Source organism: Pseudomonas fluorescens (assembly GCF_004683905.1).
GTDB lineage: Bacteria > Pseudomonadota > Gammaproteobacteria > Pseudomonadales > Pseudomonadaceae > Aquipseudomonas > Aquipseudomonas putida_A.
Window position 1 is genome coordinate 1276536 of record NZ_CP038438.1, and the last position, 26323, is coordinate 1302858.

Here is a 26323-nt window from a genome sequence, read left to right on the forward strand (position 1 = left end):
CACTGGTTGGTCATTGGGATACGTGGAGGCCAAACCCGACTTATTAAGGAACTATCATGTCCCAAGTCAACATGCGCGATATGCTGAAGGCCGGTGTGCACTTCGGTCACCAAACCCGTTACTGGAATCCGAAAATGGGCAAGTACATTTTCGGCGCGCGTAACAAGATTCACATCATCAACCTTGAAAAAACCCTGCCAATGTTCAACGAAGCTCTGACTTTCGTAGAGCGTCTGGCCCAGGGAAAAAACAAGATTCTGTTCGTCGGCACCAAGCGTTCCGCTGGCAAGATCGTTGCTGAAGAAGCAGCACGTTGCGGTTCGCCGTACGTCGATCACCGCTGGTTGGGCGGCATGCTGACCAACTTCAAAACCATTCGTGCTTCCATCAAGCGTCTGCGTGACCTTGAAGTTCAAGCCGAAGACGGTACTTTCGCCAAGCTGACCAAGAAAGAAGCGCTGATGCGCTCCCGTGACCTGGAAAAGCTGGATCGTTCGCTGGGCGGCATCAAGGACATGGGCGGTCTGCCAGACGCACTGTTCGTGATCGACGTTGACCACGAGCGCATCGCGATCACCGAAGCCAACAAGCTGGGCATCCCGGTCATCGGCGTTGTCGATACCAACAGCAGCCCGGAAGGCGTTGACTACATCATCCCAGGCAACGATGACGCAATCCGCGCTATCCAGCTGTACATGGGTTCGATGGCTGACGCAGTGATCCGTGGTCGCAACAATGTTGCTGGCGGCACTGTTGAATTCGCAGCTGAAGAAACTCAGGCTGCAGCTGAGTAATCGACGCCCTGGCGTTGACTCAGTAAGCAAAAAGGGGGCTTGGCCCCCTTTTTGCCACCTCGAAAACCGTTTGTTGGCGCCCACTTGTGGCAGCGCACCTCCTGCATTTGTAACGTGCAGCAGCTACAAGGTGTTTCGGGAAGAATTGAACGCCCGTTCGATCGGGTGGAATGGTTGAAAACCTATCCAAGAGGAATTTGAAAATGGCAGCAATTACTGCAGCGTTGGTTAAAGAACTGCGCGAGCGTACCGGCGAAGGCATGATGGACTGCAAGAAAGCCCTGGAAAAGGCTGACGGCGACATCGAAAAAGCCATTGATGACATGCGTGCTTCGGGCGCGATCAAGGCTGCGAAAAAGGCTGGCAACGTTGCCGCTGAAGGCGCAATCGCAATCAAGGACGACGGTAAAGCTGCCGTTATCCTGGAAGTGAACTCGCAGACCGACTTCCTGGCTCTGCAAGACGACTTCAAAAACTTCGTCGCTGCCAGCGTTGAAAAAGCTTTCGCTGACAAGCTGACCGACGCTGCTCCGCTGATCGCTTCGCAAGAAGCTGCTCGCGAAGCACTGGTTGCCAAAGTAGGCGAGAACGTCAACATCCGTCGTCTGGCCCGTATCGAAGGTGACGTTGTCGGTTCGTACCTGCACGGCAACAAGATCGGTGTCGTTGTAGCTCTGAAAGGCGGTGACGTCGAGCTGGCCAAAGACATCGCGATGCACGTAGCTGCCAGCAACCCTGAGTTCCTGCTGCCTTCGCAAGTTTCGGCTGAAGCGATCGAGCGTGAAAAAGCTGTGTTCCTGCAGCTGAACGAAGAGAAGATCAAAGGCAAGCCAGAAAACATTGTTGAGAACATGGTCAAAGGCCGTATCAGCAAGTTCCTGGCAGAAGCAAGCCTGGTTGAGCAGGCGTTCGTCAAGAACCCTGAAATCAAGGTTGGCGAGCTGGCCAAGAAAGGCGGCGCAGAAATCGTTTCCTTCACCTACTTCAAAGTAGGCGAAGGCATCGAGAAGCCGGTCGACAACTTCGCTGAAGAAGTTGCTGCCCAGCTGGCTGCCGCCAAGCAATAAGACGGTTTTTCAACTGTCGCCCGAAAGAGGCTGCCCGCTCACGCGCGCAGCCTCTTTTCAGATGGGGTTACCATTTTTTAATTGGTTTCCACTGGGAACTGACTTACAAAGCCAGGTTCCGATGGCGCTGAAGCAGCGCCAAGCTAGAGTGAACGGCAGCTGTAAAACAGCTTGCACAGAATTTTTTAAATACGCCGCAGGAGAGATTGGCAATGGCTCAGCAGGGCAGTGGTTATCAGGCTCGCTATAAACGCATTCTACTCAAGCTTAGCGGCGAGGCCCTGATGGGCTCGGAAGAGTTCGGGATCGATCCAAAAGTGCTGGATCGGATGGCGCTGGAAGTCGGCCAACTGGTCGGCATCGGCGTACAGGTCGGTCTGGTGATCGGCGGTGGCAACCTGTTCCGTGGCGAGGCCTTGAGCAAGGCTGGCATGGATCGGGTGACAGGCGACCACATGGGCATGCTGGCCACTGTGATGAACGCTCTGGCCATGCGCGATGCGCTGGAACGTGCCAATATCTCAGCCATCGTGATGTCGGCCATTTCCATGGTTGGCGTGACCGATCACTATGATCGCCGCAAAGCCATGCGCCACCTGAACTCCAAGGACGTGGTGATCTTCGCCGCCGGTACCGGTAATCCGTTCTTTACCACGGATTCGGCAGCCTGCCTGCGTGCCATCGAAATCGATGCCGACGTCGTGCTGAAAGCGACCAAGGTTGATGGCGTTTACACCGCTGACCCGTTCAAAGACCCGCATGCCGAGAAGTTCGATCATCTGACTTATGATGAAGTGCTGGATCGCAAGCTGGGCGTGATGGATCTGACTGCTATCTGCCTGTGCCGCGATCACAAGATGCCGCTGCGCGTATTCAACATGAACAAGCCCGGCGCCCTGCTGAACATTGTGCACGGCGGCGCTGAAGGGACTTTGATCGAGGAAGGCCAACAATGATCAACGAAATCAAGAAAGACGCCCAAGCGCGTATGCAGAAATCCCTGGAATCTCTGAACCACGCGTTCGGCCAGATTCGTACCGGCAAGGCTCACCCGAGCATCCTCGGCAGCGTCATGGTGCCTTACTACGGCACTGACACCCCGCTGAGCAGCGTGGCCAACGTCACCGTGAAAGATTCGCGTACCCTGCAAGTCGTGGCCTTCGAGCGCAACATGCTCGCTGCCGTCGACAAGGCGATCCAGAGCGCCGGTCTGAACCTCAATCCGACCAACCTGGGTGAGTTGCTTTTGATCCCGATGCCTGCCCTCACCGAGGAAACGCGCAAGGGCTTCACCAAGCAGGCTCGTAGCGCAGCGGAAGATGCGCGCGTTGCCGTGCGCAACATTCGTCGTGACGCATTGGGTGAGCTTAAAAAGCTGGTCAAGGACAAGGAAATCAGTGAAGACGAAGAGCGTCGTGCCATCGCTGATATCGATAAGCTGACCAAGGAATCCGAGGCCCAGATCACCAAGGCCACGGACGAGAAAGAAAAAGACCTGATGGCCGTATAAGGGTCGAGCTTTTAATGGACAAGACCAAGCAGTCTGCGCCGTCCGCGGTGCCGCGCCATGTCGCGATCATCATGGATGGCAATAATCGCTGGGCGAAAAAACGCTTTATGCCGGGTGTCGCCGGGCATAAGGCCGGCGTGGATGCTGTGCGGGCAGTGATCGAGGTGTGCGCTGAGGCCAAGGTCGAAGTGCTCACCCTGTTCGCCTTCTCCAGTGAAAACTGGCAGCGCCCGGCCGATGAAGTCAGCGCCTTGATGGATCTGTTCTTCAAGGCGCTGCGTCGTGAGGCCAAGCGTCTGAACGACAACAACATCAGCTTGCGCATCATTGGCGATCGCTCGCGTTTCCATCCTGAGCTTCAGGCAGCGATGCGCGAAGCGGAAGCCATGACCGCCGGTGCCAACCGCTTCATCCTGCAGATCGCCGCCAACTACGGCGGTCAGTGGGATATTGCCCAGGCGGCGCAGCGTCTGGCGCGTGAAGTTCAGGCCGGGCATCTGCGTCCGGAAGACATCACACCGGATCTGCTGCAAACCTGTCTGGCCACCGGCGACCTGCCGTTGCCGGACCTGTGCATCCGCACCGGTGGCGAGCACCGCATCAGCAACTTCCTGCTGTGGCAACTGGCGTATGCCGAGTTGTACTTCTCCGACCTGTTCTGGCCGGACTTCAAACACGAAGCCATGCGCACCGCGCTGGCCGATTTCGCTTCGCGCCAGCGTCGCTTCGGTAAAACGAGCGAACAGGTCGAAGCTGGAGCCCGGGTTTAATGCTTAAACAACGAATCATCACTGCGCTGATCCTGCTGCCGATCGCTTTGTGCGGGTTTTTCCTGCTCGAAGGCTCCGGTTTTGCGCTGTTCATCGGTCTGGTCGTGAGCCTGGGCGCCTGGGAATGGGCACGCCTGGCGGGCTTTACCGCGCAGTCGTTCCGTGTCGGCTTTGCCGCTGTCGTCGCGCTGATGCTGTTCGTGATGTACGTCCTGCCGGGCCTGGCCCCTTGGGTGTTGGGCGCTTCGGTGTTGTGGTGGGCTGTAGCGACGTACCTGGTGCTGACGTACCCGCGCTCGAGCGAGCACTGGTCCACGGCGGCCACCAAACTGGTGATCGGCTTGCTGATCCTGTTGCCGGCCTGGCAAGGGCTGGTGCAGATCAAACAGTACCCGCTGGGTAACTGGCTGATCATGGCGGTGATGGTGCTGGTCTGGGGGGCCGACATCGGTGCCTATTTCTCCGGCCGTGCTTTCGGCAAGCGCAAGCTGGCGCCGCAAGTCAGCCCAGGTAAGAGCTGGGAAGGCGTTTACGGTGGTCTGGCGCTGAGCCTGGTGATCACCGCGATCGTCGGCCTGGTGCGTGACTGGACCGTTGGCGAGCTGCTCAAGGGCCTGATCGGCGCTGCATTGATCGTATTCATTTCGGTGGTGGGCGACCTCACCGAAAGCATGTTCAAGCGCCAGTCCGGCATCAAGGACAGCAGCAACCTGCTGCCCGGTCATGGCGGTGTGCTTGATCGCATCGACAGCCTGACCGCTGCGATCCCGATTTTTGCCGTACTGCTGTGGATGGCTGCACCGTGAGCCGCCCGCAACAGATCACTGTTCTGGGGGCGACCGGTTCGATTGGCCTGAGCACCCTGGACGTCATCGCTCGGCATCCCGAGCGTTATCAGGTTTTCGCCCTGAGCGGCTTTACCCGCCTGAGCGAGTTGCTGGCCTTGTGCGTTCGGCATGTGCCGCAGTTTGCGGTGGTGCCTGAAGTGGCTGCGGCGCGCGGTTTGCAGGACGACTTGCGAGCTGCCGGTCTGTCCACTCGCGTATTGGTCGGGGAGGAGGGGCTGTGCCAGGTCGCCTCCGCCCCTGAAGTTGATGCTGTGATGGCGGCCATTGTCGGCGCCGCGGGCCTACGCCCGACGCTGGCGGCGGTGCAGGCAGGGAAGAAAATTCTCCTGGCCAACAAAGAGGCGCTGGTGATGTCCGGCGCGCTGTTCATGCAGGCCGTGCACAAGAGCGGTTCGGTGTTGCTGCCGATCGACAGCGAGCACAACGCGATCTTCCAGTGCATGCCGCAGGATTTTGCCCGTGGACTGGGTGCGGTCGGCGTGCGGCGGATTTTGCTGACGGCTTCGGGCGGTCCTTTCCGTCAGACGCCGATGAGCGAGCTGGCGCATGTTTCGCCTGATCAGGCGTGTGCGCACCCGAACTGGTCGATGGGTCGCAAGATCTCGGTGGACTCGGCCAGCATGATGAACAAGGGCCTGGAGTTGATCGAGGCCTGCTGGCTGTTCGACGCCAAGCCGTCGCAGGTGGAGGTGGTGATTCATCCGCAGAGTGTGATTCACTCGCTGGTCGACTATGTGGATGGCTCGGTATTGGCGCAGTTGGGCAACCCTGACATGCGCACGCCGATTGCCAACGCATTGGCCTGGCCTGAGCGAATCGACTCGGGTGTGGCGCCGCTGGATCTGTTTGCCGTTGCGCGCCTGGATTTCGAGGCGCCGGACGAACAGCGCTTCCCTTGTCTGCGCCTGGCGCGGCAGGCGGCGGAGGCCGGCAACAGTGCGCCGGCCATGCTCAATGCGGCCAACGAAGTGGCAGTCGCGGCGTTTCTCGACGGACGCGTTGGTTATCTGGAAATCGCGAGTATCATCGAGGACGTGCTGAACCTCGAGCCAGTGGTTGCGCTTGAGGATCTGGATGCGGTGTTTACCGCAGACGCGAAAGCGCGGATTCTGGCTGAACAATGGCTTGATCGTCACGGCCGATAGCCGTTGCAGAACCATGGCTTCACGCGGCACTGAACAGGATTGCGGAGAAAGTAGATGAGCGCGCTCTATATGATTGCCGGCACCCTGATCGCTTTGGGTGTACTGGTCACCTTTCACGAATTCGGCCACTTCTGGGTCGCGCGTCGCTGTGGCGTCAAGGTTCTGCGTTTTTCCGTTGGCTTCGGCATGCCGTTGTTGCGCTGGCACGACAAGCAGGGCACTGAATTTGTTGTCGCCGCGATTCCGCTGGGTGGCTACGTCAAAATGCTCGATGAGCGTGAAGGCGAGGTGCCAGCCGATCAGCTTCATCAATCCTTCAATCGCAAATCGGTTCGCCAGCGCATCGCCATTGTCGCGGCGGGACCGATCGCCAACTTCCTGCTGGCCCTGGTATTTTTCTGGGTGCTGGCGATGCTCGGCAGTGAGCAGATCCGTCCGGTCATCGGTGCCGTCGAGTCCGGCAGCATCGCGGCCAAGGCCGGTTTGAGTGCCGGTCAGGAGATCGTTGCCATCGATGGCGAGCCGACTTCCGGCTGGGCGGCCGTCAATTTGCAGTTGGTCCGTCGTCTTGGGGAAAGCGGTTCCCTGCAATTGCTCGTGCGCGAGCAGGGCTCTACCGCTGACACGCCGCGCGAACTGGCGCTGGATCACTGGCTCAAAGGCGCCGATGAGCCCGATCCGATTCGCTCGCTGGGCATTCGCCCATGGCGCCCGGCCTTGCCGCCGGTGCTGGCCGAGCTCGATCCAAAAGGTCCGGCGCAGGCCGCCGGTCTGAAAACCGGCGACCGCCTGTTGTCGCTCGATGGCCAGGCGCTGGGTGACTGGCAGCAAGTGGTCGATACCGTTCGTACGCGTCCTGATACCAAAATCTTGCTGCGCGTCGAGCGCGACGGTGCTCAAATCGACGTCCCGGTGACCTTGGCTGCGCGTGGCGAAAGCAAGGCACCGAGCGGTTATCTGGGTGCTGGCGTGAAAGCAGTGGACTGGCCGCCGGAAATGATCCGCGAGGTCAGTTATGGCCCGTTGGCCGCAATTGGCGAGGGTGCCCGGCGTACCTGGACCATGAGCATCCTGACGCTGGACTCACTGAAGAAAATGCTGTTTGGCGAGCTCTCGGTAAAAAACTTGAGTGGGCCGATAACCATTGCTAAAGTGGCGGGCGCTTCTGCCCAGTCGGGCGTTGCTGATTTCCTGAATTTCCTTGCTTATCTGAGTATTAGCCTGGGGGTTCTGAATTTGCTGCCCATTCCTGTACTGGATGGGGGGCATTTGTTGTTTTATCTGATTGAGTGGGTGCGTGGTCGCCCCTTGTCGGATCGGGTGCAAGGTTGGGGGGTGCAGATCGGTATCAGTTTGGTGGTCGGAGTGATGTTGCTTGCTCTGGTCAATGATCTGGGTCGACTGTAAAGCTTCGCTGAATTGCGAATCTGCCGCATTTTGCGGCAGTTTGTTTATTGCCAGTTGGAATAAGAAAGGACTTCATGAAACGTCTGCTGCTAACTGCGGTTCTCACCGTATTGATGATCGCCGAAGTTCACGCCGAGTCCTTCACTATCTCTGATATTCGCGTCAATGGCCTCCAGCGGGTCTCCGCGGGTAGCGTCTTTGGTGCCTTGCCGTTGAACGTCGGCGAGCAGGCGGATGATCGTCGCCTGGTGGAATCCACTCGTGCGTTGTTCAAAACCGGTTTCTTTCAAGATATCCAGCTGGGCCGCGAAGGCAACGTTCTGGTGATCACGGTCGTCGAACGTCCGTCGGTCGCGAGTATCGAGATCGAAGGCAACAAGGCGATCTCCACCGAAGACCTGATGAAAGGCCTCAAGCAGTCCGGTCTGTCCGAAGGTGAAATCTTCCAGCGCGCCACCCTCGAAGGTGTCCGTAACGAGCTGCAGCGTCAGTACGTTGCCCAGGGCCGTTACTCGGCGACCGTCGATACCGAAGTGGTTTCGCAGCCGCGTAACCGTGTGGCGCTGAAAGTGAAGATCAACGAAGGCACCGTGGCTGCCATCCAGCACATCAACGTGGTGGGTAACACGGTCTTCCCTGATGACGATCTGATCGACCTGTTCGAGCTGAAAACCACCAACTGGCTGTCGTTCTTCAAGAACGACGACAAGTACGCCCGTGAAAAACTCTCCGGTGACCTGGAGCGCCTGCGTTCCTACTACCTGGACCGTGGCTACATCAACATGGATATCGCTTCGACCCAGGTGTCCATCACCCCGGACAAGAAGCACGTCTACATCACCGTCAACATCACCGAAGGCGAAAAGTACACCGTTCGTGACGTCAAGCTCAGCGGTGACCTGAAAGTGCCTGAAGACCAGGTCAAGTCGCTGTTGCTGGTGCAAAAAGGCCAGGTTTTCTCGCGCAAGCTGATGACCACCACTTCCGAACTGATCACTCGCCGTCTGGGTAACGAGGGTTACACCTTCGCCAACGTCAACGGCGTACCTCAGCCGCATGACGACGATCACACTGTGGACATCCTGTTCGCCGTCGATCCGGGCAAGCGTGCCTACGTCAATCGCATCAACTTCCGCGGCAACACCAAGTCCGAGGACGAAGTGCTGCGTCGTGAAATGCGTCAGATGGAAGGTGGCTGGGCTTCGACCTACCTGATCGACCAGTCCAAGACCCGTCTTGAGCGTCTGGGCTTCTTCAAGGAAGTGAACGTCGAGACGCCGGCCGTTCCGGGTGTCGACGACCAGGTTGACGTGAACTACGCCGTTGAAGAGCAAGCTTCCGGTTCGATCACCGCCAGCGTCGGTTTCGCCCAGAGCGCCGGTCTGATCCTCGGTGGTTCGATCACCCAGAACAACTTCCTCGGTACCGGTAACCGTGTGAGCGTGGGCCTGACCCGCAGTGAATACCAGAGCCGTTACAACTTCGGCTACGTTGACCCCTACTGGACCGCCGATGGCGTGAGTCTGGGTTACAACGCGTTCTATCGCACCACCGACTACAAAGATCTCAACATCGACGTAGCCAGCTATGCGGTAGACAGCCTGGGTGCCGGCGTCAACGTTGGCTATCCGATCAGCGAGACTTCGCGTCTGACCTTCGGTCTGTCCGCACAGCAGGACAAGATCAAGACCGGTCAGTACACCGTTGACGAGATCTTCGACTTCGTTAACAAGGAAGGCGACCAGTACCTGAACTTCAAGGCATCGGCCGGTTGGTCCGAGTCGACCCTGAACAAGGGCGTACTGCCGACCCGTGGTCGTTCGCAGAGCCTGACGCTGGAAACCACGATTCCGGGCAGCGACCTGTCGTTCTACAAACTCGACTACCGTGGTCAGTTGTTCCAGCCGATCACCGAAAACTACACCCTGCGTCTGCACACCGAGCTGGGTTATGGCGACGGTTATGGTTCGACCGACGGCTTGCCGTTCTATGAAAACTACTATGCTGGTGGTTTCAACTCGGTACGTGGCTTCAAGGACAGTACTCTGGGGCCGCGCAGTACTCCGAGTCGTGGTACCAACCCGGGTACTTCGGTTGACCCGGATCAGGATCCGCTGCCGTTCGGTGGTAACGTCCTGATCCAGGGCGGTGCCGAGGTTCTGTTCCCGCTGCCGTTCGTCAAGGATCAACGCTCCTTGCGTACCTCGGTATTCTGGGACGTGGGTAACGTTTTCGATTCGCAGTGCAAGGACACCACCAACGCAAATGGCTCGACGTCCAACACCAAGTGTAACGACATCAGCCTGAGCAACATGGCCAGTTCCGTTGGTGTGGGTGTGACCTGGGTCACCGCACTGGGTCCTCTGAGTTTTGCTCTGGCGATGCCGGTCAAAAAACCGGATAACGCTGAAACTCAAGTGTTCCAATTCTCCCTCGGCCAGACGTTCTAAGCGTCTGACCCAAGATAACGACAATGGATTTTGTAGGAGTGCATCGTGCGTAAGTTGACTCAATTGGTTCTCCTGGCCTCCGTACTGGTGGCAGGCCCGGCGTTCGCCGACATGAAAATCGCCGTTCTGAACTATCAGATGGCATTGCTGGAATCCGACGCGGCCAAGAAATACGCCGTGGATGCCGAGAAGAAGTTCGGTCCGCAACTGACCAAACTCAAGACGCTGGAAAGCAGCGCCAAGGGCATTCAGGACCGTCTGATGGCCGGTGGCGACAAGATGCAGCAGGGCGAGCGTGAGCGTCTGGAGCTGGAATTCAAGCAAAAGGCCCGTGACTTCCAGTTCCAGTCCAAGGAGCTGAACGAAGCCAAGGCAGTTGCCGACCGCGAAATGCTCAAGCAACTGAAGCCGAAACTGGATAGCGCAGTGGAAGAAGTCATCAAAAAAGGTGGCTTTGACCTGGTGTTCGAGCGTGGCGCAGTGATCGATGTCAAACCACAGTACGACATCACGCGCCAGGTTATCGAGCGCATGAATCAGCTGAAGTAACCCATGACCGTGACTATCAAGCTCGGCCAGTTGGCCGAGTTCCTCGGCGCCACCCTGCGTGGCGACCCCGAGACGCAAATTACTGGGCTAGCCACCTTGCAGGAGGCTGGCCCAGCTCAGTTGAGCTTTCTGGCAAATCCTCAATATCGCAAATACCTGGCAAGTTCCCAGGCGGCTGCGCTGTTGCTCAAGGAAGCCGATGCCGAAGGTTTTGTCGGTAACGCGCTGGTGGTGCCGGATCCTTATCTGGCTTACGCCCGTATCTCCCATCTGTTCGATCCCAAACCGAAAGCCACTGCGGGTGTTCATCCCACGGCGGTGATTGCACCGGATGCGGTGGTTGATCCAAGCGCCAGCATCGGTCCGTTTGTGGTGATTGAGGCCGGTGCGCGCATCGGTGCGCAGGTCACCCTGGGCGCCCATTGCGTCATCGGTGCCCGCAGTGAAATCGGCGAGGGCGGCTGGCTCGCTCCGAGGGTGACGCTGTACCACGACGTGCGCATCGGCAAGCGTGTAGTGATCCAGTCCGGTGCCGTTCTCGGTGGTGAAGGCTTCGGTTTTGCCAACGAGAAAGGTATCTGGCAAAAGATCGCCCAGATCGGCGGCGTGACCATCGGCGACGATGTCGAGATCGGCGTGAACACTGCAATCGACCGTGGCGCGCTGGCGGATACCGTGATCGGCAACGGCGTGAAACTCGACAACCAGATCCAGATCGCGCACAACGTCCAGGTCGGTGATCACACCGCCATGGCGGCCTGTGTCGGTATCTCCGGCAGCACCAAAATCGGCAAGCACTGCATGCTCGCCGGTGGTGTCGGCCTGGTGGGGCACATCGATATTTGCGACAACGTTTTCCTGACCGGGATGACCATGGTGACCCACTCGATTACCGAGCCAGGCGCCTATTCTTCCGGCACAGCCATGCAACCGGCGGCCGAATGGCGCAAAAGCGCGGCCCGCATCCGTCAGCTCGATGACCTCGCGCGACGTTTGAAGCAGCTGGAAAAGCGCGTCGGGGAAGTGACCCCCGGCAGCAATGCTTCATCTGATGGCTGATACCATTTCCATATCAAGTGTGCACAGCCTCTAGACTGCCTCCTTGATTTGCTAGAGGAGTGCGCGTCAGTCGCGCTCCCAATCTTTACATAGGCTTCCCCCCGAAATGATGGACATCAACGAGATTCGCGAATACCTGCCTCACCGTTACCCGTTCCTGCTGGTGGACCGGGTGGTGGAACTGGACACTGAAGGCAAGCGCATTCGCGCCTACAAGAATGTCAGCATCAATGAGCCATTCTTCAACGGCCACTTCCCGGCGCACCCGATCATGCCGGGCGTACTGATCATCGAAGCGATGGCCCAGGCTGCCGGGATTCTCGGTTTCAAAATGCTCGACGTGAAACCGGCCGATGGCACCCTTTACTACTTCGTCGGTTCCGACAAGCTGCGTTTCCGTCAGCCGGTACTGCCGGGTGACCAGTTGATCCTGGAAGCCAAGTTCATCAGCTGCAAGCGCCAGATCTGGAAATTCGAATGCCAGGCTTCGGTCGACGGCAAGCCAGTCTGCTCGGCTGAAATCATCTGTGCGGAACGCAAGCTATGAGTTTGATTGACCCTCGCGCAATCATCGATCCGTCGGCCGTTCTGGCTGACGGCGTCGAGGTCGGCCCGTGGTCGATCGTCGGCGCAGGTGTGGAAATCGGCGAGGGTACCGTGATCGGGCCGCATGTGGTCCTCAAAGGCCCGACCCGCATCGGTAAGCACAACCGCATCTACCAGTTTTCCTCGGTAGGCGAAGACACGCCGGATCTGAAGTACAAAGGCGAAGAAACCCGTCTGGTGATCGGTGATCACAACGTCATTCGCGAAGGCGTGACGATTCACCGTGGCACCGTGCAGGACCGTTCGGAAACCACGCTGGGCGATCACAACCTGATCATGGCCTATGCCCACATCGGGCATGACAGCGTCATCGGCAACCACTGCATCCTGGTCAACAACACCGCGTTGGCCGGGCATGTCCATGTTGACGATTGGGCGATCCTTTCCGGTTTCACCCTGGTGCATCAGTACTGCCACATCGGCGCCCACAGTTTTTCCGGCATGGGCACTGCCATCGGCAAGGACGTTCCGGCGTTCGTCACCGTGTTCGGCAACCCGGCCGAAGCGCGCAGCATGAACTTCGAAGGCATGCGCCGTCGTGGTTTCAGCGAAGACGCGATTCACGCGCTGCGCCGCGCTTATAAGACCGTGTATCGTCAGGGCCTGACCGTGGAGCAAGCGTTGGCCGAATTGGCCGAACCTGCTGCGCAGTTCCCGGAAGTTGCGCTGTTTCGTGACTCGATCCAGTCGTCGACTCGCGGCATCACCCGCTGATCATGGCCAGTCTGCGTATTGCGCTGGTGGCGGGCGAAGCTTCCGGCGACATTCTGGGCGCCGGCCTCATGCGCGCCCTCAAGGCTCAACATCCGGCAGTCGAGTTCATCGGTGTCGGCGGTCCGTTGATGCAGGCCGAGGGCCTGACGTCTTATTTCCCCATGGAACGTCTGTCGGTCATGGGGTTGGTGGAAGTCCTCGGACGGCTGCGCGAGCTGCTCAAGCGCCGCAAGGACCTGATCGCCACGTTGATTGCCGAGAAGCCGGACGTGTTCATCGGCATCGACGCTCCCGATTTCAACCTCAACATCGAACTCAAGCTGCGTCAGGCCGGGATCAAGACCGTGCATTACGTCAGCCCTTCGGTGTGGGCGTGGCGCCAGAAGCGTGTGCTGAAGATTCGCGAAGGCTGCGATCTGATGCTCACCCTGTTGCCGTTCGAAGCAAAATTTTACGAAGAGCAGGGCGTGCCGGTGCGGTTCGTCGGTCATACGCTGGCCGATACCATTCCGTTGCAGGCCGATCGCGCCGCAGCGCGTGCCGAACTCGGTTTGCCCGACGGGCCGCTGGTCGCGTTGATGCCCGGCAGTCGCGGTGGCGAAGTCGGCCGTCTCGGTGCGCTGTTCCTGGATACTGCCGAACGTCTGCGGGCTATGCGCCCCGGGCTGCGCTTCGTCATCCCGTGCGCCAATGCCGAGCGTCGCGCTCAACTCGAAGAGTTGCTGGTTGGTCGCGACTTGCCGGTCACCCTGCTCGATGGCAAATCGCACCTGGCCCTGGCGGCGTGCAACGCGGTGCTGATCGCTTCGGGCACGGCGACGCTGGAAGCGTTGCTGTACAAGCGGCCAATGGTCGTCGCGTATCGCCTGGCACCGCTGACCTTCTGGATTCTCAAGCGCATGGTCAAGAGCCCGTACGTGTCGCTGCCGAACCTGCTGGCCCAACGGCTCTTGGTGCCGGAATTGTTGCAGGATGATGCGACAGTCGAGGCCCTGGCCCAGACGCTGTTGCCATTGATCGAAGGCGGCGAAGAGCAGACCCGAGGCTTCGACGAAATCCACCGCACCCTGCGGCTGGATGCTTCCAATCAGGCGGCGGATGCCGTCCTCAACCTGATCGGTCAGAAACAATGAGCAAGACGATGCAGATGGGCCTGGATTTCACCCTGGTCGCCGAAGTCGAAGAACTGGTGGCCGGTGTCGACGAAGTCGGTCGTGGCCCGTTGTGCGGCGCGGTGGTGACGGCGGCGGTGATCCTCGATCCGAACCGGCCGATCCTCGGCCTCAACGACTCGAAGAAACTCACCGAAGCCAAGCGCGAGAAACTCTACGACGAGATCATCGAGAAATCCCTGAGCTGGTGCATCGCTCGCGCCGAAGTCGAGGAAATCGACGAGCTGAACATTTTGCACGCGACCATGCTCGCCATGCAGCGCGCAGTGGCCGGGCTGCATATTCAGCCGAAACTGGCGATGATCGACGGCAACCGCTGCCCGAAACTGCCGATGCGCGCTGAAGCGGTGGTGCAGGGCGACGGCAAGGTGCCGGCCATCGCTGCCGCGTCGATTCTGGCCAAGGTCAGTCGCGACCGTGAAATGGCTGCATTCGAATTGATCTACCCGGGGTACGGCATCGGCGGCCATAAAGGCTATCCGACGCCCGTTCATCTGGAAGCGTTGGTGCGCCTTGGCCCGACCCCGATTCACCGGCGCTCCTTCGCCCCGGTGCGTCAGGCTTACGAGGCGCTGGAAGGTCTGACGCAGGTTTAGGCGCAAGGCTGATGTTTTGTTCGAGGCCCGGTACAATCCGGGCCTTGTTGTCTCTATGTAACTGGACAGGATCACTATGCCGGCTTCATTCGTTCATCTACGCCTGCACACTGAATACTCCCTGGTCGACGGGCTGGTGCGGATCAAGCCACTGGTCAAGGCGCTGACCGGCATGAACATGCCGGCCGTGGCGGTCACCGATCAGAACAACATGTGTTCCCTGGTCAAATTCTATAAAAACGCCATGGGCGCCGGCATCAAGCCGATCTGCGGTGCCGACCTGTGGCTGTCGAACAAGGATCCGGACGGGCCATTGAGCCGGATCAGCCTGTTGGTGATGAACGCCAAGGGTTATCGCAATCTCACCGAGCTGATCTCGCGCGGCTTCATCGACGGCCAGCGCAACGGCATGATCATCATCGAGCGTGAATGGGTCGCCGAGGCCAACGAAGGCTTGATCATGCTGTCCGCCGCCAAAGAAGGCGAGATCGGCATGGCCATGATCAGTGGCAACCCGGACGAAGCCGAAACGCTGGCGCGCGAATGGATGGCGGTGTTCCCGGATCGTTTCTATCTGGAGATCCAGCGCACCAATCGTCCCAACGACGAAGAGCAACTGCACGGTGCCGTGGCCCTGGCCGACAAGCTCGGCGCGCCGCTGGTGGCGACCAACGATGTGCGTTTCATCAAGCAGGAAGACTTCGCCGCTCACGAAACCCGCGTGTGCATCGGTGAGGGCCGTGCCCTCGACGATCCGCGGCGTTCGAAGAATTACAGCGACCAGCAATACCTCAAAAGCGCCCAGGAAATGGCCGAGCTGTTCAGCGACATTCCCGACGCGATCGAAAACACCGTCGAGATCGCCAAGCGCTGCAACATCGACGTGAAGCTGGGCAAGCACTTCCTGCCCGACTACCCGATTCCCGATGGCATGACCATCGACGAATATTTCCGCAAGGTGTCGTTCGACGGTCTGGAAGACCGCCTCAGCGTACTGCTGCCCAAGGACACTACCGAAGATTACGACGCCAAGCGTCAGGTCTATGTCGACCGGCTGAATTTCGAGCTGGATATCATCATCCAGATGGGCTTCCCCGGTTATTTCCTGATCGTGATGGACTTTATCCAGTGGGCCAAGAACAACGGTGTGCCGGTGGGCCCGGGCCGTGGGTCGGGTGCCGGCTCGCTGGTGGCCTATGTGCAGAAGATCACTGACCTCGATCCGCTGGAATACGACCTGCTGTTCGAACGGTTCCTCAACCCGGAACGGGTCTCGATGCCCGACTTCGACGTCGACTTCTGCATGGACGGTCGTGACCGGGTGATCGACTACGTGGCCGAGAAATACGGTCGCAACGCGGTAAGCCAGATCATCACCTTCGGTTCCATGGCCGCCAAGGCAGTGGTGCGCGACGTGGCGCGGGCCCAGGGCAAGTCATTCGGCCTGGCGGATCGTCTGTCGAAGATGATTCCGTTCGAAGTCGGCATGACCCTGGAAAAAGCCTACGAGCAGGAGGAGATCCTGCGCGACTTCATCAAGGTCGATGAGGAAGCGGCGGAAATCTGGGAGATGGCGCGCAAGCTCGAGGGTGTGGTGCGTAACGTCGGCAAGCACGCCGGTGGTGTGGTAATCGCCCCGACCAAGCTGACCGACTTCTCGCCGATCTATTGCGACGAGGCTGGCGATGGTCTGGTGACCCAATTCGACAAGGACGACGTCGAGGCGGCCGGTCTGGTGAAGTTCGACTTCCTCGGCCTGCGGACCCTGACGATCATCGACTGGGCGCTTAAAACCATCAACCGTGACCGCGCCAAGGTCAACGAGCCGCCGCTGGATATCGCGTTTATCCCGCTGGATGACAAACCGACTTATCAGCTGCTGCAAAAAGCTGAAACCACTGCGGTATTCCAGCTCGAATCCCGGGGCATGAAAGAGCTGATCAAAAAGCTCAAGCCTGACTGTCTCGAAGACTTGATCGCACTGGTGGCCCTGTTCCGTCCGGGCCCGCTGCAATCGGGCATGGTGGATGACTTCATCAACCGTAAGCACGGCCGCGCCGAATTGGCTTATCCGCATCCGGATTACCAGTATGAAGGCCTGCAGCCGGTACTGGCGCCGACTTACGGCATCATTCTGTATCAGGAACAGGTGATGCAGATCGCCCAGGTCATGGCCGGTTACACCCTCGGTGGTGCGGACATGCTGCGTCGGGCGATGGGTAAGAAAAAACCCGAGGAAATGGCCAAACAGCGCGGCGGCTTCATTGAGGGTTGTGCGTCGAACAATATCGACGCGGATCTTGCCGGTAACATTTTCGACCTGGTGGAAAAATTCGCCGGTTACGGCTTCAACAAGTCCCACTCCGCCGCTTACGGCCTGGTGTCTTACCAGACTGCCTGGCTGAAAGCCCACTACCCGGCGCCATTCATGGCGGCGGTGCTTTCGGCGGATATGCACAACACCGACAAGGTCGTGACCTTGATCGAGGAAGTGCGCACGATGAAGCTGCGCCTCGACGCGCCAGACGTGAACACTTCGGAGTTCAAGTTCACGGTGAACGACGAAGGCCGCATCGTGTACGGCCTGGGCGCGATCAAAGGTGTCGGTGAAGGTCCGGTGGAAGCGATTACCGAGGCTCGTCAGGCCGGTCCATTCAAGGATCTGTTCGACTTCTGCGCCAGGGTCGACCTCAAGCGCATCAACAAGCGCACGCTGGACGGTTTGATCCGCAGCGGCGCGCTGGATCGCCTCGGGCCGTACTTCCATGACGAGCAGAAGGCTTATCAGGCCAACATCGACCGCAACCGCGCGGTGCTGTTGGCGGCGATGGAGGAGGCGATCAAGTCGGCCGAACAGACCGCGCGCACCCGCGACAGCGGCCATGCCGACCTGTTCGGCGGGCTGTTTGTCGAGGAAGATGCGGACGTCTACGCGACGCACCGCAAGGCCAAGGAGCTGACCCTCAAGGAGCGGCTCAAGGGTGAGAAAGACACTCTGGGCCTGTACCTGACCGGTCACCCGATCGACGAGTACGAAGGCGAGATTCGCCGTTTCGCCCGGCAGCGCATCATCGACCTGAAACCGGCCCGCGACACGCAAACCGTGGCCGGGATGATCATTGCTCTGCGGGTGATGAAGAACAAGAAGGGCGACAAGATGGGCTTTATCACCCTCGACGACCGCTCAGGGCGGATCGAGGCGTCGCTGTTCGCCGATGCGTTCCACTCCGCGCAGTCACTGCTGCAGACCGACGCGATGGTGGTGGTTGAAGGCGAGGTCAGCAACGACGACTTCTCCGGCGGCCTGCGCCTGCGGGTCAAACGGGTGATGAGCATGGAAGATGCGCGGACCAATCTGGCCGAGAGCCTGCGCCTGAAGCTGCACACTCAGGACTTGAAAGGCGATCAGCTACGCTGGTTGGGTGAGCTGCTCAAGCGTCACCGCGGGGCGTGCCCGATCACCATGGAGTACACCAGCCCGGATGCGAAGACCTTGCTGCAGTTCGGCGAGACCTGGCGAATCGACCCGGCGGATGCGTTGATTCAAGCCCTGCGTGACCAGTTCGGGCGAGACAACGTCTTCCTCCAATACCGTTGACCGGCAAGTGCCATCATTGCGCTTGCCCACAACCTGAATTTTTAATCTCGACCTCAGCGCGCCTCTCCCTTAAGGTAGGGCGCGAATAGACAACCGGCCGGCCCAAGCTCATTTGGGACACGACCCAAGACGGACGCCTATGAACCCGAATTTTCTAGATTTCGAACAGCCGATCGCCGACCTGCAAGCCAAGATCGAAGAGTTGCGCTTGGTCGGTAATGACAATTCGCTGAATATCGGCGATGAGATCTCCCGCCTGCAGGACAAGAGCCGCACGCTGACCGAAGACATCTTCGGCAAGCTGACCAGCTGGCAGATCGCACGCCTGGCGCGTCACCCGAAACGCCCGTACACCCTCGACTACATCGAGCACATCTTCACCGAGTTCGACGAACTGCACGGTGACCGTCACTTCTCCGACGACGCCGCCATTGTGGGTGGCGTGGCACGTCTGGAAGACCAGCCGGTGATGATCATCGGTCACCAGAAGGGCCGTGAAGTGCGCGAGAAGGTACGCCGCAACTTCGGCATGCCGCGTCCGGAAGGCTACCGCAAGGCCTGCCGTCTGATGGAAATGGCCGAGCGTTTCAAGATGCCGATCCTGACCTTCATCGACACCCCGGGTGCTTACCCCGGGATTGACGCTGAAGAGCGCAACCAGAGCGAAGCGATTGCCTGGAACCTGCGCGTGATGTCGCGCCTGAAGACCCCGATCATCGCCACCGTTATCGGTGAAGGTGGTTCCGGCGGTGCACTGGCGATCGGTGTCTGCGATCAGCTGAACATGCTGCAATATTCGACCTACGCGGTGATCTCGCCGGAAGGTTGCGCTTCGATTCTGTGGAAAACCGCCGAAAAGGCACCGGACGCCGCAGAGGCGATGGGCATCACTGCCGAGCGCCTGAAAGGCCTGGGCATCGTCGACAAGGTGATCGGCGAGCCACTGGGCGGCGCCCACCGTGATCCGGCCGCTGCCGCTGCGTCGATCCGTGCCGAGCTGAGCTCGCAACTGGCGATGCTGAAAAAGTTCGACAACGAAGCGCTGCTCAAGCGTCGTTACGATCGTCTGATGAGCTACGGTCTCTGACAGATCTCGCAATACCCAATGTGGGAGCGGGCTTGCTCGCGAAAGCGGTATAACATTCGACAGATGTGTTGAATGTTGAAACGCCTTCGCGAGCAAGCCCGCTCCCACATTTGATTTGGGCCAAGAGAAAGATATGGGTCAGTCCGTGAGTGATCTGCCTTCCCGGCTTCTGCGCAATCTTACAGCTTGGCGCAACGCCAAGGCTTGGCGCGTGGCTTTCTCCGGCGGTCTGGATTCCACCGTCCTGCTGCATCTGCTTGCGCATCTCGCAAAACACCATTCCCTGCCGGCGCTCAGCGCCATCCATATCCACCATGGCCTCCAGGCTGCGGCTGATGCGTGGCCGGCGCATTGTCAGTCGGTCTGCGATGCGCTGGGTGTGCCGCTGCACGTGATGCGGGTGACGGTGCAACCCGGCGCCAGTCTTGAAAGAGCGGCGCGGGAGGCGCGGTATGCGGCGTTCGCATCGCTGACCGAGGCTGGGGATTTGTTTCTGACGGGTCAGCACCGTGACGATCAGGCCGAAACCCTGTTGTTTCGTTTAATGCGCGGTGCCGGTGTTCGCGGACTTTCGGCGATGCCGGCGCAGCGACCGTTGGGGCAGGGCACGCTGCTGCGGCCATTGCTCGATATCACGCGCGCCGAGCTTGAGGCTTACGCCCGCGCGCATCAGTTGAACTGGATCGAAGACCCGTCAAACCAGGATCGGCAGTTCTCGCGCAACTACCTGCGCCATCAGGTGCTGCCGTTGCTCACCGCGCGCTGGCCGCAGGCGCAGGCGAGCATGGCCCGCAGTGCGGCGCACCTGCGTGAGGCGCAAGGCCTGCTCGATGAGCTGGCGCAGCTCGATCTCGCGCAAGCCGCCACGCCGAGCGAGCTTTCATGGCTGGGCCTACCGTCGCTGGAGCTGGCGCCGCTGAAGAGTCTGTCCGCCGCTCGTCAGCGCAATGCACTCAGCCACTGGCTCGAACCGCTGACCCGGTTGCCCGACACTGACCATTGGTCGGGTTGGAACGACCTATGCGGTGCTGCCAGCGATGCATCCCCGGTCTGGCGTCTGGCCGACGGTGAGCTGCATCGCAGCGCCGGCCGGGTTTGGTGGTTGAGCGGAGGCTGGCTGCGGGCGCCAGCGGTCAGCGTCGAGTGGCCTGACCCGTCGACGCCGCTACGCTTGGCGAATAACGGGCGTGTCATGTTCAGCGGGCAGACTCCCGTCGGGCCGCTGCGCATTGGCTATCGGCAGGGCGGCGAGCTGATGCATCTGGCGGGGCGCGGCCACCGCGATCTCAAGCGCCTGCTCAATGAGCGCGCGGTGCCGGGCTTCGTCCGTGGCAGATTGCCGCTGCTGTTTCGCGGCGCAGAATTGCTCGCCGTGGCGAACCTGCCGGGGCTTGACGGGCAGGGGCCGGACGGCTGGAAATTGCATTGGCAGCCAACAGACGAAGATCAAGGTTTGAGATGAAAGGGGCATTCCGGTAGACTACGCTCCCTTCTTGATACAACTTCTGTGGATTCGCCTGAATTGCAGGAGTTGCCGATTACCAAGCAGTCTTTGCTGGGCGATTCCAAAAAATGTGTAGCGAGCAACGTACCGGTGTTTCATCTGCCGGTCTGTCCCAACGCGGCGGTTTTTTTGAAAGGTGCACTGTGATTAATGCAGGTGATCGGGGGCTTCGGCCTTCCTTCGCTTTCCCCGGCGGCTCGTACCGCTTTAACGCAGACTTCTAGGGTTTTTCATGACGCGCTACATATTCGTCACGGGCGGTGTTGTTTCTTCATTGGGGAAAGGCATTGCCTCGGCTTCATTGGCGGCCATCCTGGAGGCGCGGGGGCTTAAGGTCACCATGCTTAAGCTGGATCCGTACATCAACGTCGACCCGGGCACCATGAGCCCGTTCCAGCACGGTGAAGTGTTCGTCACCCACGACGGCGCCGAGACCGACCTGGACCTGGGCCACTATGAGCGGTTCATCCGCACGACCATGACCCAGAACAACAACTTCACCACCGGCCGTGTCTACGAGCACGTGCTGCGCAAAGAGCGCCGTGGTGACTACCTGGGTGCAACCATCCAGGTGATTCCGCACATCACCGACGAAATCAAGCGTCGCATCATCAAGGGTGCCGGCGATGCCGACGTGGCCCTGGTGGAAATCGGCGGTACCGTTGGCGACATCGAATCGCAACCGTTCCTCGAAGCCATCCGTCAACTGCGGGTGGAAGTCGGCTCCAAGCGCGCGATGCTGATGCACCTGACGCTGGTTCCGTACATCGCCACTGCCGGCGAAACCAAGACCAAGCCAACCCAGCACTCGGTCAAAGAGCTGCGTTCGATCGGCCTGCAGCCAGACGTGCTGATCTGCCGCTCCGACCATCCGGTGGATGTGTCGTCGCGTCGCAAGATCGCGCTGTTCACCAACGTTGAAGAGCGTGCGGTGATCTCCCTGGAAGACGTCGACACCATCTACAAGATTCCGGCCGTGCTGCACGCTCAGGGTCTGGACGATTTCGTCGTCGAGCGTTTCGGCCTGCAATGCAATGGCGCCGACCTGTCCGAGTGGGAAAAGGTCGTCGATGCCAAGCTCAATCCAGAGCACGAAGTGACCATCGCGATGGTCGGCAAGTACATGGAACTGCTGGACGCCTACAAGTCGCTGATCGAAGCGATGAGTCACGCCGGCATCACCAACCGTACCAAGGTCAACCTGCGTTACATCGATTCCGAAGACATCGAGAACCAGGGCACTGCGCTGCTCGAAGGTGTCGACGCGATCCTCGTTCCGGGCGGCTTCGGTCTGCGTGGCGTGGAAGGCAAGATCACTGCCGTTCAGTACGCTCGTGAAAACAAGGTGCCGTACCTGGGCATCTGCCTGGGCATGCAAGTGGCGGTTATCGAGTTCGCCCGTAACGTGCTGGGCTGGAAAGACGCCAACTCCACCGAATTCGATCGCGCCAGCGGCCATCCGGTCGTGGGTCTGATCACCGAGTGGGAAGACGCCACCGGCGCGGTTGAAGTGCGTACCGAAGCGTCCGATCTGGGCGGCACCATGCGCCTCGGCGCTCAGGAATGCCTGCTCGAAGCCGGCTCCAAGGTGCACGATTGCTACGGCAAGGACGTGATCGTTGAACGTCACCGTCACCGCTACGAAGTGAACAACAACCTGCTGCCACAAATCATCGAAGCCGGCCTGAAAATCTCCGGTCGCTCCGCTGATGCCGCGCTGGTTGAAGTGGTCGAAGCACCGGATCATCCATGGTTCGTCGCTTGCCAGTTCCACCCGGAGTTCACCTCGACGCCACGTGACGGTCACCCGCTGTTCAGCGGTTTCGTAAAAGCAGCGTTGGCTCAACACCAGAAGAAGGCGTAACCCGATGGCACAGAAGATCATTCGCGTTGGCAACATCGAAATCGCCAACGACAAACCCATGGTGCTGTTCGGCGGCATGAACGTGCTGGAAAGCCGTGACATGGCCATGCAGGTTTGCGAAGAGTACGTGAAGGTCACCGAGAAACTCGGTATCCCTTACGTGTTCAAGGCCAGCTTCGACAAGGCCAACCGGTCTTCTGTGACTTCATATCGTGGTCCTGGCCTGGAAGAAGGCATGCGCATCTTCCAGGACATCAAACAAGCCTTCGGCGTGCCGATCATCACCGACGTCCACGAGCCTGATCAGGCCGCGGTCGTCGCTGAAGTCTGCGACATCATTCAGCTGCCGGCCTTCCTGTCGCGCCAGACCGATCTGGTCGTGGCGATGGCCAAGACCAACGCTGTGATCAACATCAAGAAAGCCCAGTTCCTCGCGCCTCAGGAAATGAAACACATCCTGAACAAGTGCGTGGAAGCGGGTAACGATCAATTGATCCTCTGCGAGCGTGGTTCGAGCTTCGGCTACAACAACCTCGTGGTCGACATGCTCGGCTTCGGCATCATGAAGCAGTTCGAGTACCCGGTATTCTTCGACGTGACTCACTCGCTGCAAATGCCTGGCGGTCGTTCCGACTCCGCCGGCGGTCGCCGCGCCCAGGTCACCGATCTGGCCAAGGCCGGCATGAGCCAGTCGCTGGCCGGTCTGTTCCTCGAAGCGCATCCGGATCCGGACAACGCCAAATGCGACGGCCCTTGCGCCTTGCGTCTGGACAAACTGGAGCCATTTCTGGCCCAGCTCAAAGCCTTGGACGAACTGGTGAAGAGTTTTCCGACGGTAGAAACCGCGTAAAGCTCAATTCTCCGGTAAAGTACCGCACGATTTGTCGCACATGCCCTCGGGCATGTGCGTTGTCGTCTGCAAGCTGCCCGCTGCACACCACTTGCCGACGGTCAAAAGATTTCCTCTAGCTGCGTCGTTTTCGTCAACTTTGGAGTGTTTACAACAATGGCAAAAATCGTCGACATCAAAGGTCGTGAAGTTCTCGACTCCCGTGGCAATCCCACCGTGGAAGCGGACGTGCTTCTCGACAACGGCATCATCGGCAGCGCCTGCGCGCCTTCCGGTGCATCCACTGGCTCGCGTGAAGCGCTCGAGCTGCGTGATGGCGACAAGAGCCGTTACCTGGGCAAGGGCGTGCTCCAGGCAGTAAAAAATATCAACGGTCCGATCCGCGATCTGCTGCTGGGCACCGACCCAAGCGACCAGAAAGCCCTCGACCACGCGATGATCAAGCTCGACGGTACCGAAAACAAGGCAACCCTGGGCGCCAACGCCATCCTCGCCGTTTCCCTGGCTGCGGCCAAAGCGGCTGCACAGGATCAGGATCTGCCACTGTACGCACACATCGCCAACCTGAACGGTACCCCGGGTGTGTACTCGATGCCGGTGCCGATGATGAACATCATCAACGGTGGCGAGCACGCCGATAACAACGTCGACATCCAGGAATTCATGGTGCAGCCGGTTGGCGCCAAGACGTTCTCGGAAGGTCTGCGTATGGGCACCGAGATTTTCCATCACCTCAAAGCTGTGCTGAAGGCCCGTGGCCTGAGCACCGCCGTTGGCGACGAAGGCGGTTTCGCACCGAACCTGGCGTCCAACGAAGACGCGCTGAAAGTGATCTCCGAAGCCGTGGCCAACGCCGGTTACAAGTTGGGCACCGACGTGACCCTGGCGCTGGACTGCGCGGCCAGCGAATTCTACGAAGACGGCAAGTACAACCTGTCCGGTGAAGGCCAGGTGTTCACCGCTGAAGGTTTCGCCGATTATCTGAAAGGCCTGACCGAACGTTATCCGATCATCTCGATCGAAGACGGTCTGGACGAGTCCGACTGGGCTGGCTGGAAGATCCTCACCGACAAGATCGGCGAGAAGACCCAACTGGTCGGCGACGACCTGTTCGTGACCAACACCAAGATCCTGAAAGAAGGCATCGATAAAAAGATCGCCAACTCGATCCTGATCAAGTTCAACCAGATCGGCACCCTGACCGAAACCCTGGAAGCCATCCAGATGGCCAAGGCTGCCGGTTACACCGCGGTGATCTCGCACCGTTCGGGCGAAACCGAAGATTCGACCATTGCCGACCTGGCCGTGGGCACTTCGGCTGGTCAGATCAAGACCGGTTCGCTGTGCCGTTCCGACCGCGTTTCCAAGTACAACCAACTGCTGCGTATCGAAGAGCAGTTGAATGGCAAAGCCAAGTACAACGGTCGCTCCGAGTTCCGCGGTTAAGCAGTAGATGTTAAAAAGACACCGGATTGTGTCGGAAAAGTCGTGACAGCGATGGATTTGCCACTAATCTGATGCCTTACATGCACAAGCCTGGATCTTCCAGGCTTCGTGCTATCAGACGTTTCAAAGTTTTCGCGTGGCTGTCTTTTTTCACTGGATACCTGATATTCGATGCGCAGTCCTTACTGGTTGTTTCTCGTTTTGCTCTTGCTGCTGGCCGGTCTGCAGTACCGCCTGTGGGTGGGCAATGGCAGTCTGGCGCAGGTCGCCGAGCTGAAGCAGCAGATTGCTGATCAGCACGCCGAGAACGAAGGCTTGCTGGAGCGCAATCGGGTGATGGACGCTGAAGTCAGCGAGTTGAAAAAAGGCATGGAGACCGTTGAAGAGCGGGCTCGCCATGAGCTGGGCATGGTCAAGGACGGTGAAACCCTTTACCAGCTCGCGCAATGATCGATTCTCTGCCGGCCTTCTGGGCCGTGATTCCTGCCGCGGGCGTCGGTGCCCGAATGGCCGCAGACCGTCCCAAGCAATACCTGCAACTGGGCGGGCGCACAATTCTCGAACACAGCCTCGGCTGTTTCCTTGATCACCCGAGCCTCAAGGGGCTGGTGGTCAGTCTGGCTGTTGATGATCCTTATTGGCCAAACCTGGCTTGCGCCAGCGACTCGCGGATTCAGCGGGTCGAGGGCGGCACGGAGCGTTCCGGGTCGGTGCTGAACGCTTTGCTGCATTTGCATGCGCAGGGTGCCGATGACGATGACTGGGTGCTGGTGCACGATGCGGCACGGCCCAACCTGAGTCGCGACGATCTCGACAAGTTGCTGGTTGAACTGGCGGATGATGCCGTCGGCGGTCTGCTGGCCGTGCCGGCGCGCGATACCCTGAAGCGGGTCGACAAGCACGGTCGTGTGCTTGAAACCGTGGATCGCAGCGTGATCTGGCAAGCCTATACGCCGCAGATGTTCCGTCTCGGTGCCTTGCATCGGGCGTTGGCCGACAGTCTGGTGGCGGATGCGGTGATTACCGATGAAGCCTCGGCGATGGAGTGGGCCGGTCTGGCGCCGCGCCTGATCGAAGGGCGAGCGGACAACCTCAAGGTCACCCGGCCGGAAGACCTTGAGTGGTTGCGTCAACGCTGGGCCAATCGCCGCTAAGTGCTGTGGCGCTTGTTTGATCGCTTTCGCGAGCAAGCCCGCTCCCACCCTTGAATTGCGCCGAACACAAATTTTGCATTCACCGCCGATCCCCTGTGGGAGCGGGCTTGCTCGCGAAGGCGTCCGCACAGAC

General features: G+C 59.5%; 23 protein-coding genes. All 23 read left to right on the forward strand.

From position 1 onward, the window contains the following. The first annotated feature begins 56 nt into the window (after positions 1 to 56). The 23 genes from rpsB (at position 57) to ispD (ending at position 26190) form a co-directional block, all read left to right on the forward strand. On the forward strand, positions 57 to 794 hold the full coding sequence (rpsB, locus tag E4T63_RS05705) for a 30S ribosomal protein S2 (RefSeq protein WP_003222119.1): 738 nt from the start codon (positions 57 to 59) through the stop codon (positions 792 to 794). 203 nt (positions 795 to 997) lie between these two features. Further along, the gene (gene tsf, locus E4T63_RS05710) at positions 998 to 1861 is read left to right on the forward strand and encodes a translation elongation factor Ts (RefSeq protein ID WP_027611027.1); all 864 of its coding nucleotides are present in this window, start codon (positions 998 to 1000) and stop codon (positions 1859 to 1861) included. A gap of 212 nt (positions 1862 to 2073) precedes the next feature. After that, on the forward strand, positions 2074 to 2817 hold the full coding sequence (gene pyrH, locus E4T63_RS05715; RefSeq protein ID WP_003222124.1) for a UMP kinase: 744 nt from the start codon (positions 2074 to 2076) through the stop codon (positions 2815 to 2817). Further along, positions 2814 to 3371 (forward strand): ribosome recycling factor, encoded by a 558-nt coding sequence (frr, locus tag E4T63_RS05720; protein ID WP_047291868.1) that lies wholly within the window; start codon positions 2814 to 2816, stop codon positions 3369 to 3371. Before pyrH ends, frr begins: the two co-directional genes overlap by 4 nt. Positions 3372 to 3385: 14 nt before the next feature. Next, positions 3386 to 4141, forward strand: coding sequence for a polyprenyl diphosphate synthase (gene uppS, locus E4T63_RS05725; protein WP_003222128.1), 756 nt, complete (start codon positions 3386 to 3388; stop codon positions 4139 to 4141). After that, positions 4141 to 4947 (forward strand): phosphatidate cytidylyltransferase, encoded by an 807-nt coding sequence (locus E4T63_RS05730; protein ID WP_003222130.1) that lies wholly within the window; start codon positions 4141 to 4143, stop codon positions 4945 to 4947. The genes uppS and E4T63_RS05730 overlap by 1 nt, the downstream gene beginning before the upstream one ends. Beyond that, on the forward strand, positions 4944 to 6134 hold the full coding sequence (ispC, locus tag E4T63_RS05735) for a 1-deoxy-D-xylulose-5-phosphate reductoisomerase (protein WP_135295055.1): 1191 nt from the start codon (positions 4944 to 4946) through the stop codon (positions 6132 to 6134). The genes E4T63_RS05730 and ispC overlap by 4 nt, the downstream gene beginning before the upstream one ends. 54 nt (positions 6135 to 6188) lie before the next feature. Beyond that, a complete protein-coding gene (gene rseP, locus E4T63_RS05740) occupies positions 6189 to 7541 on the forward strand; it encodes a sigma E protease regulator RseP (RefSeq protein ID WP_096795833.1) in 1353 nt (450 codons plus the stop codon). 74 nt (positions 7542 to 7615) lie between these two features. Beyond that, the gene (bamA, locus tag E4T63_RS05745) at positions 7616 to 9991 is read left to right on the forward strand and encodes an outer membrane protein assembly factor BamA (protein WP_098967465.1); all 2376 of its coding nucleotides are present in this window, start codon (positions 7616 to 7618) and stop codon (positions 9989 to 9991) included. A 45-nt stretch (positions 9992 to 10036) separates the two neighbouring features. Beyond that, a complete protein-coding gene (locus E4T63_RS05750) occupies positions 10037 to 10540 on the forward strand; it encodes an OmpH family outer membrane protein (protein ID WP_003222140.1) in 504 nt (167 codons plus the stop codon). Between the two features lie 3 nt (positions 10541 to 10543). Beyond that, positions 10544 to 11599 carry a UDP-3-O-(3-hydroxymyristoyl)glucosamine N-acyltransferase gene (lpxD, locus tag E4T63_RS05755; protein ID WP_135295056.1) on the forward strand — a complete coding sequence of 352 codons (1056 nt, stop codon included), beginning with the start codon at positions 10544 to 10546 and terminating at the stop codon, positions 11597 to 11599. A gap of 106 nt (positions 11600 to 11705) precedes the next feature. Further along, positions 11706 to 12146, forward strand: a complete 441-nt coding sequence (fabZ, locus tag E4T63_RS05760; RefSeq protein WP_003222142.1) for a 3-hydroxyacyl-ACP dehydratase FabZ — start codon at positions 11706 to 11708, stop codon at positions 12144 to 12146. Then, positions 12143 to 12919: an acyl-ACP--UDP-N-acetylglucosamine O-acyltransferase gene (lpxA, locus tag E4T63_RS05765; protein WP_007964278.1), complete on the forward strand. Its 777-nt coding sequence runs from the start codon at positions 12143 to 12145 to the stop codon at positions 12917 to 12919. Before fabZ ends, lpxA begins: the two co-directional genes overlap by 4 nt. Positions 12920 to 12921: 2 nt before the next feature. Beyond that, entirely contained in the window at positions 12922 to 14052 is a 1131-nt protein-coding gene (gene lpxB, locus E4T63_RS05770; RefSeq protein WP_135295057.1) for a lipid-A-disaccharide synthase, read from the forward strand. Between the two features lie 8 nt (positions 14053 to 14060). Next, complete coding sequence (gene rnhB / locus E4T63_RS05775; RefSeq protein WP_027611036.1) at positions 14061 to 14687, forward strand: ribonuclease HII; 627 nt, start codon at positions 14061 to 14063, stop codon at positions 14685 to 14687. 76 nt (positions 14688 to 14763) lie between these two features. Continuing rightward, positions 14764 to 18285, forward strand: coding sequence for a DNA polymerase III subunit alpha (dnaE, locus tag E4T63_RS05780; protein ID WP_135295058.1), 3522 nt, complete (start codon positions 14764 to 14766; stop codon positions 18283 to 18285). Between the two features lie 139 nt (positions 18286 to 18424). Beyond that, positions 18425 to 19372, forward strand: a complete 948-nt coding sequence (locus tag E4T63_RS05785; RefSeq protein WP_064586192.1) for an acetyl-CoA carboxylase carboxyltransferase subunit alpha — start codon at positions 18425 to 18427, stop codon at positions 19370 to 19372. 133 nt (positions 19373 to 19505) lie between these two features. Continuing rightward, complete coding sequence (tilS, locus tag E4T63_RS05790; RefSeq protein WP_098967468.1) at positions 19506 to 20834, forward strand: tRNA lysidine(34) synthetase TilS; 1329 nt, start codon at positions 19506 to 19508, stop codon at positions 20832 to 20834. A gap of 274 nt (positions 20835 to 21108) precedes the next feature. Continuing rightward, a complete protein-coding gene (locus tag E4T63_RS05795) occupies positions 21109 to 22740 on the forward strand; it encodes a CTP synthase (RefSeq protein WP_003222153.1) in 1632 nt (543 codons plus the stop codon). Between the two features lie 4 nt (positions 22741 to 22744). Further along, complete coding sequence (gene kdsA, locus E4T63_RS05800; RefSeq protein ID WP_098967470.1) at positions 22745 to 23590, forward strand: 3-deoxy-8-phosphooctulonate synthase; 846 nt, start codon at positions 22745 to 22747, stop codon at positions 23588 to 23590. A gap of 156 nt (positions 23591 to 23746) precedes the next feature. Next, the gene (eno, locus tag E4T63_RS05805; RefSeq protein WP_098967472.1) at positions 23747 to 25036 is read left to right on the forward strand and encodes a phosphopyruvate hydratase; all 1290 of its coding nucleotides are present in this window, start codon (positions 23747 to 23749) and stop codon (positions 25034 to 25036) included. A gap of 171 nt (positions 25037 to 25207) precedes the next feature. Beyond that, on the forward strand, positions 25208 to 25486 hold the full coding sequence (gene ftsB, locus E4T63_RS05810) for a cell division protein FtsB (RefSeq protein WP_007964293.1): 279 nt from the start codon (positions 25208 to 25210) through the stop codon (positions 25484 to 25486). Beyond that, positions 25483 to 26190 (forward strand): 2-C-methyl-D-erythritol 4-phosphate cytidylyltransferase, encoded by a 708-nt coding sequence (gene ispD, locus E4T63_RS05815; RefSeq protein WP_027611041.1) that lies wholly within the window; start codon positions 25483 to 25485, stop codon positions 26188 to 26190. The genes ftsB and ispD overlap by 4 nt, the downstream gene beginning before the upstream one ends. Positions 26191 to 26323: the final 133 nt, after the last annotated feature.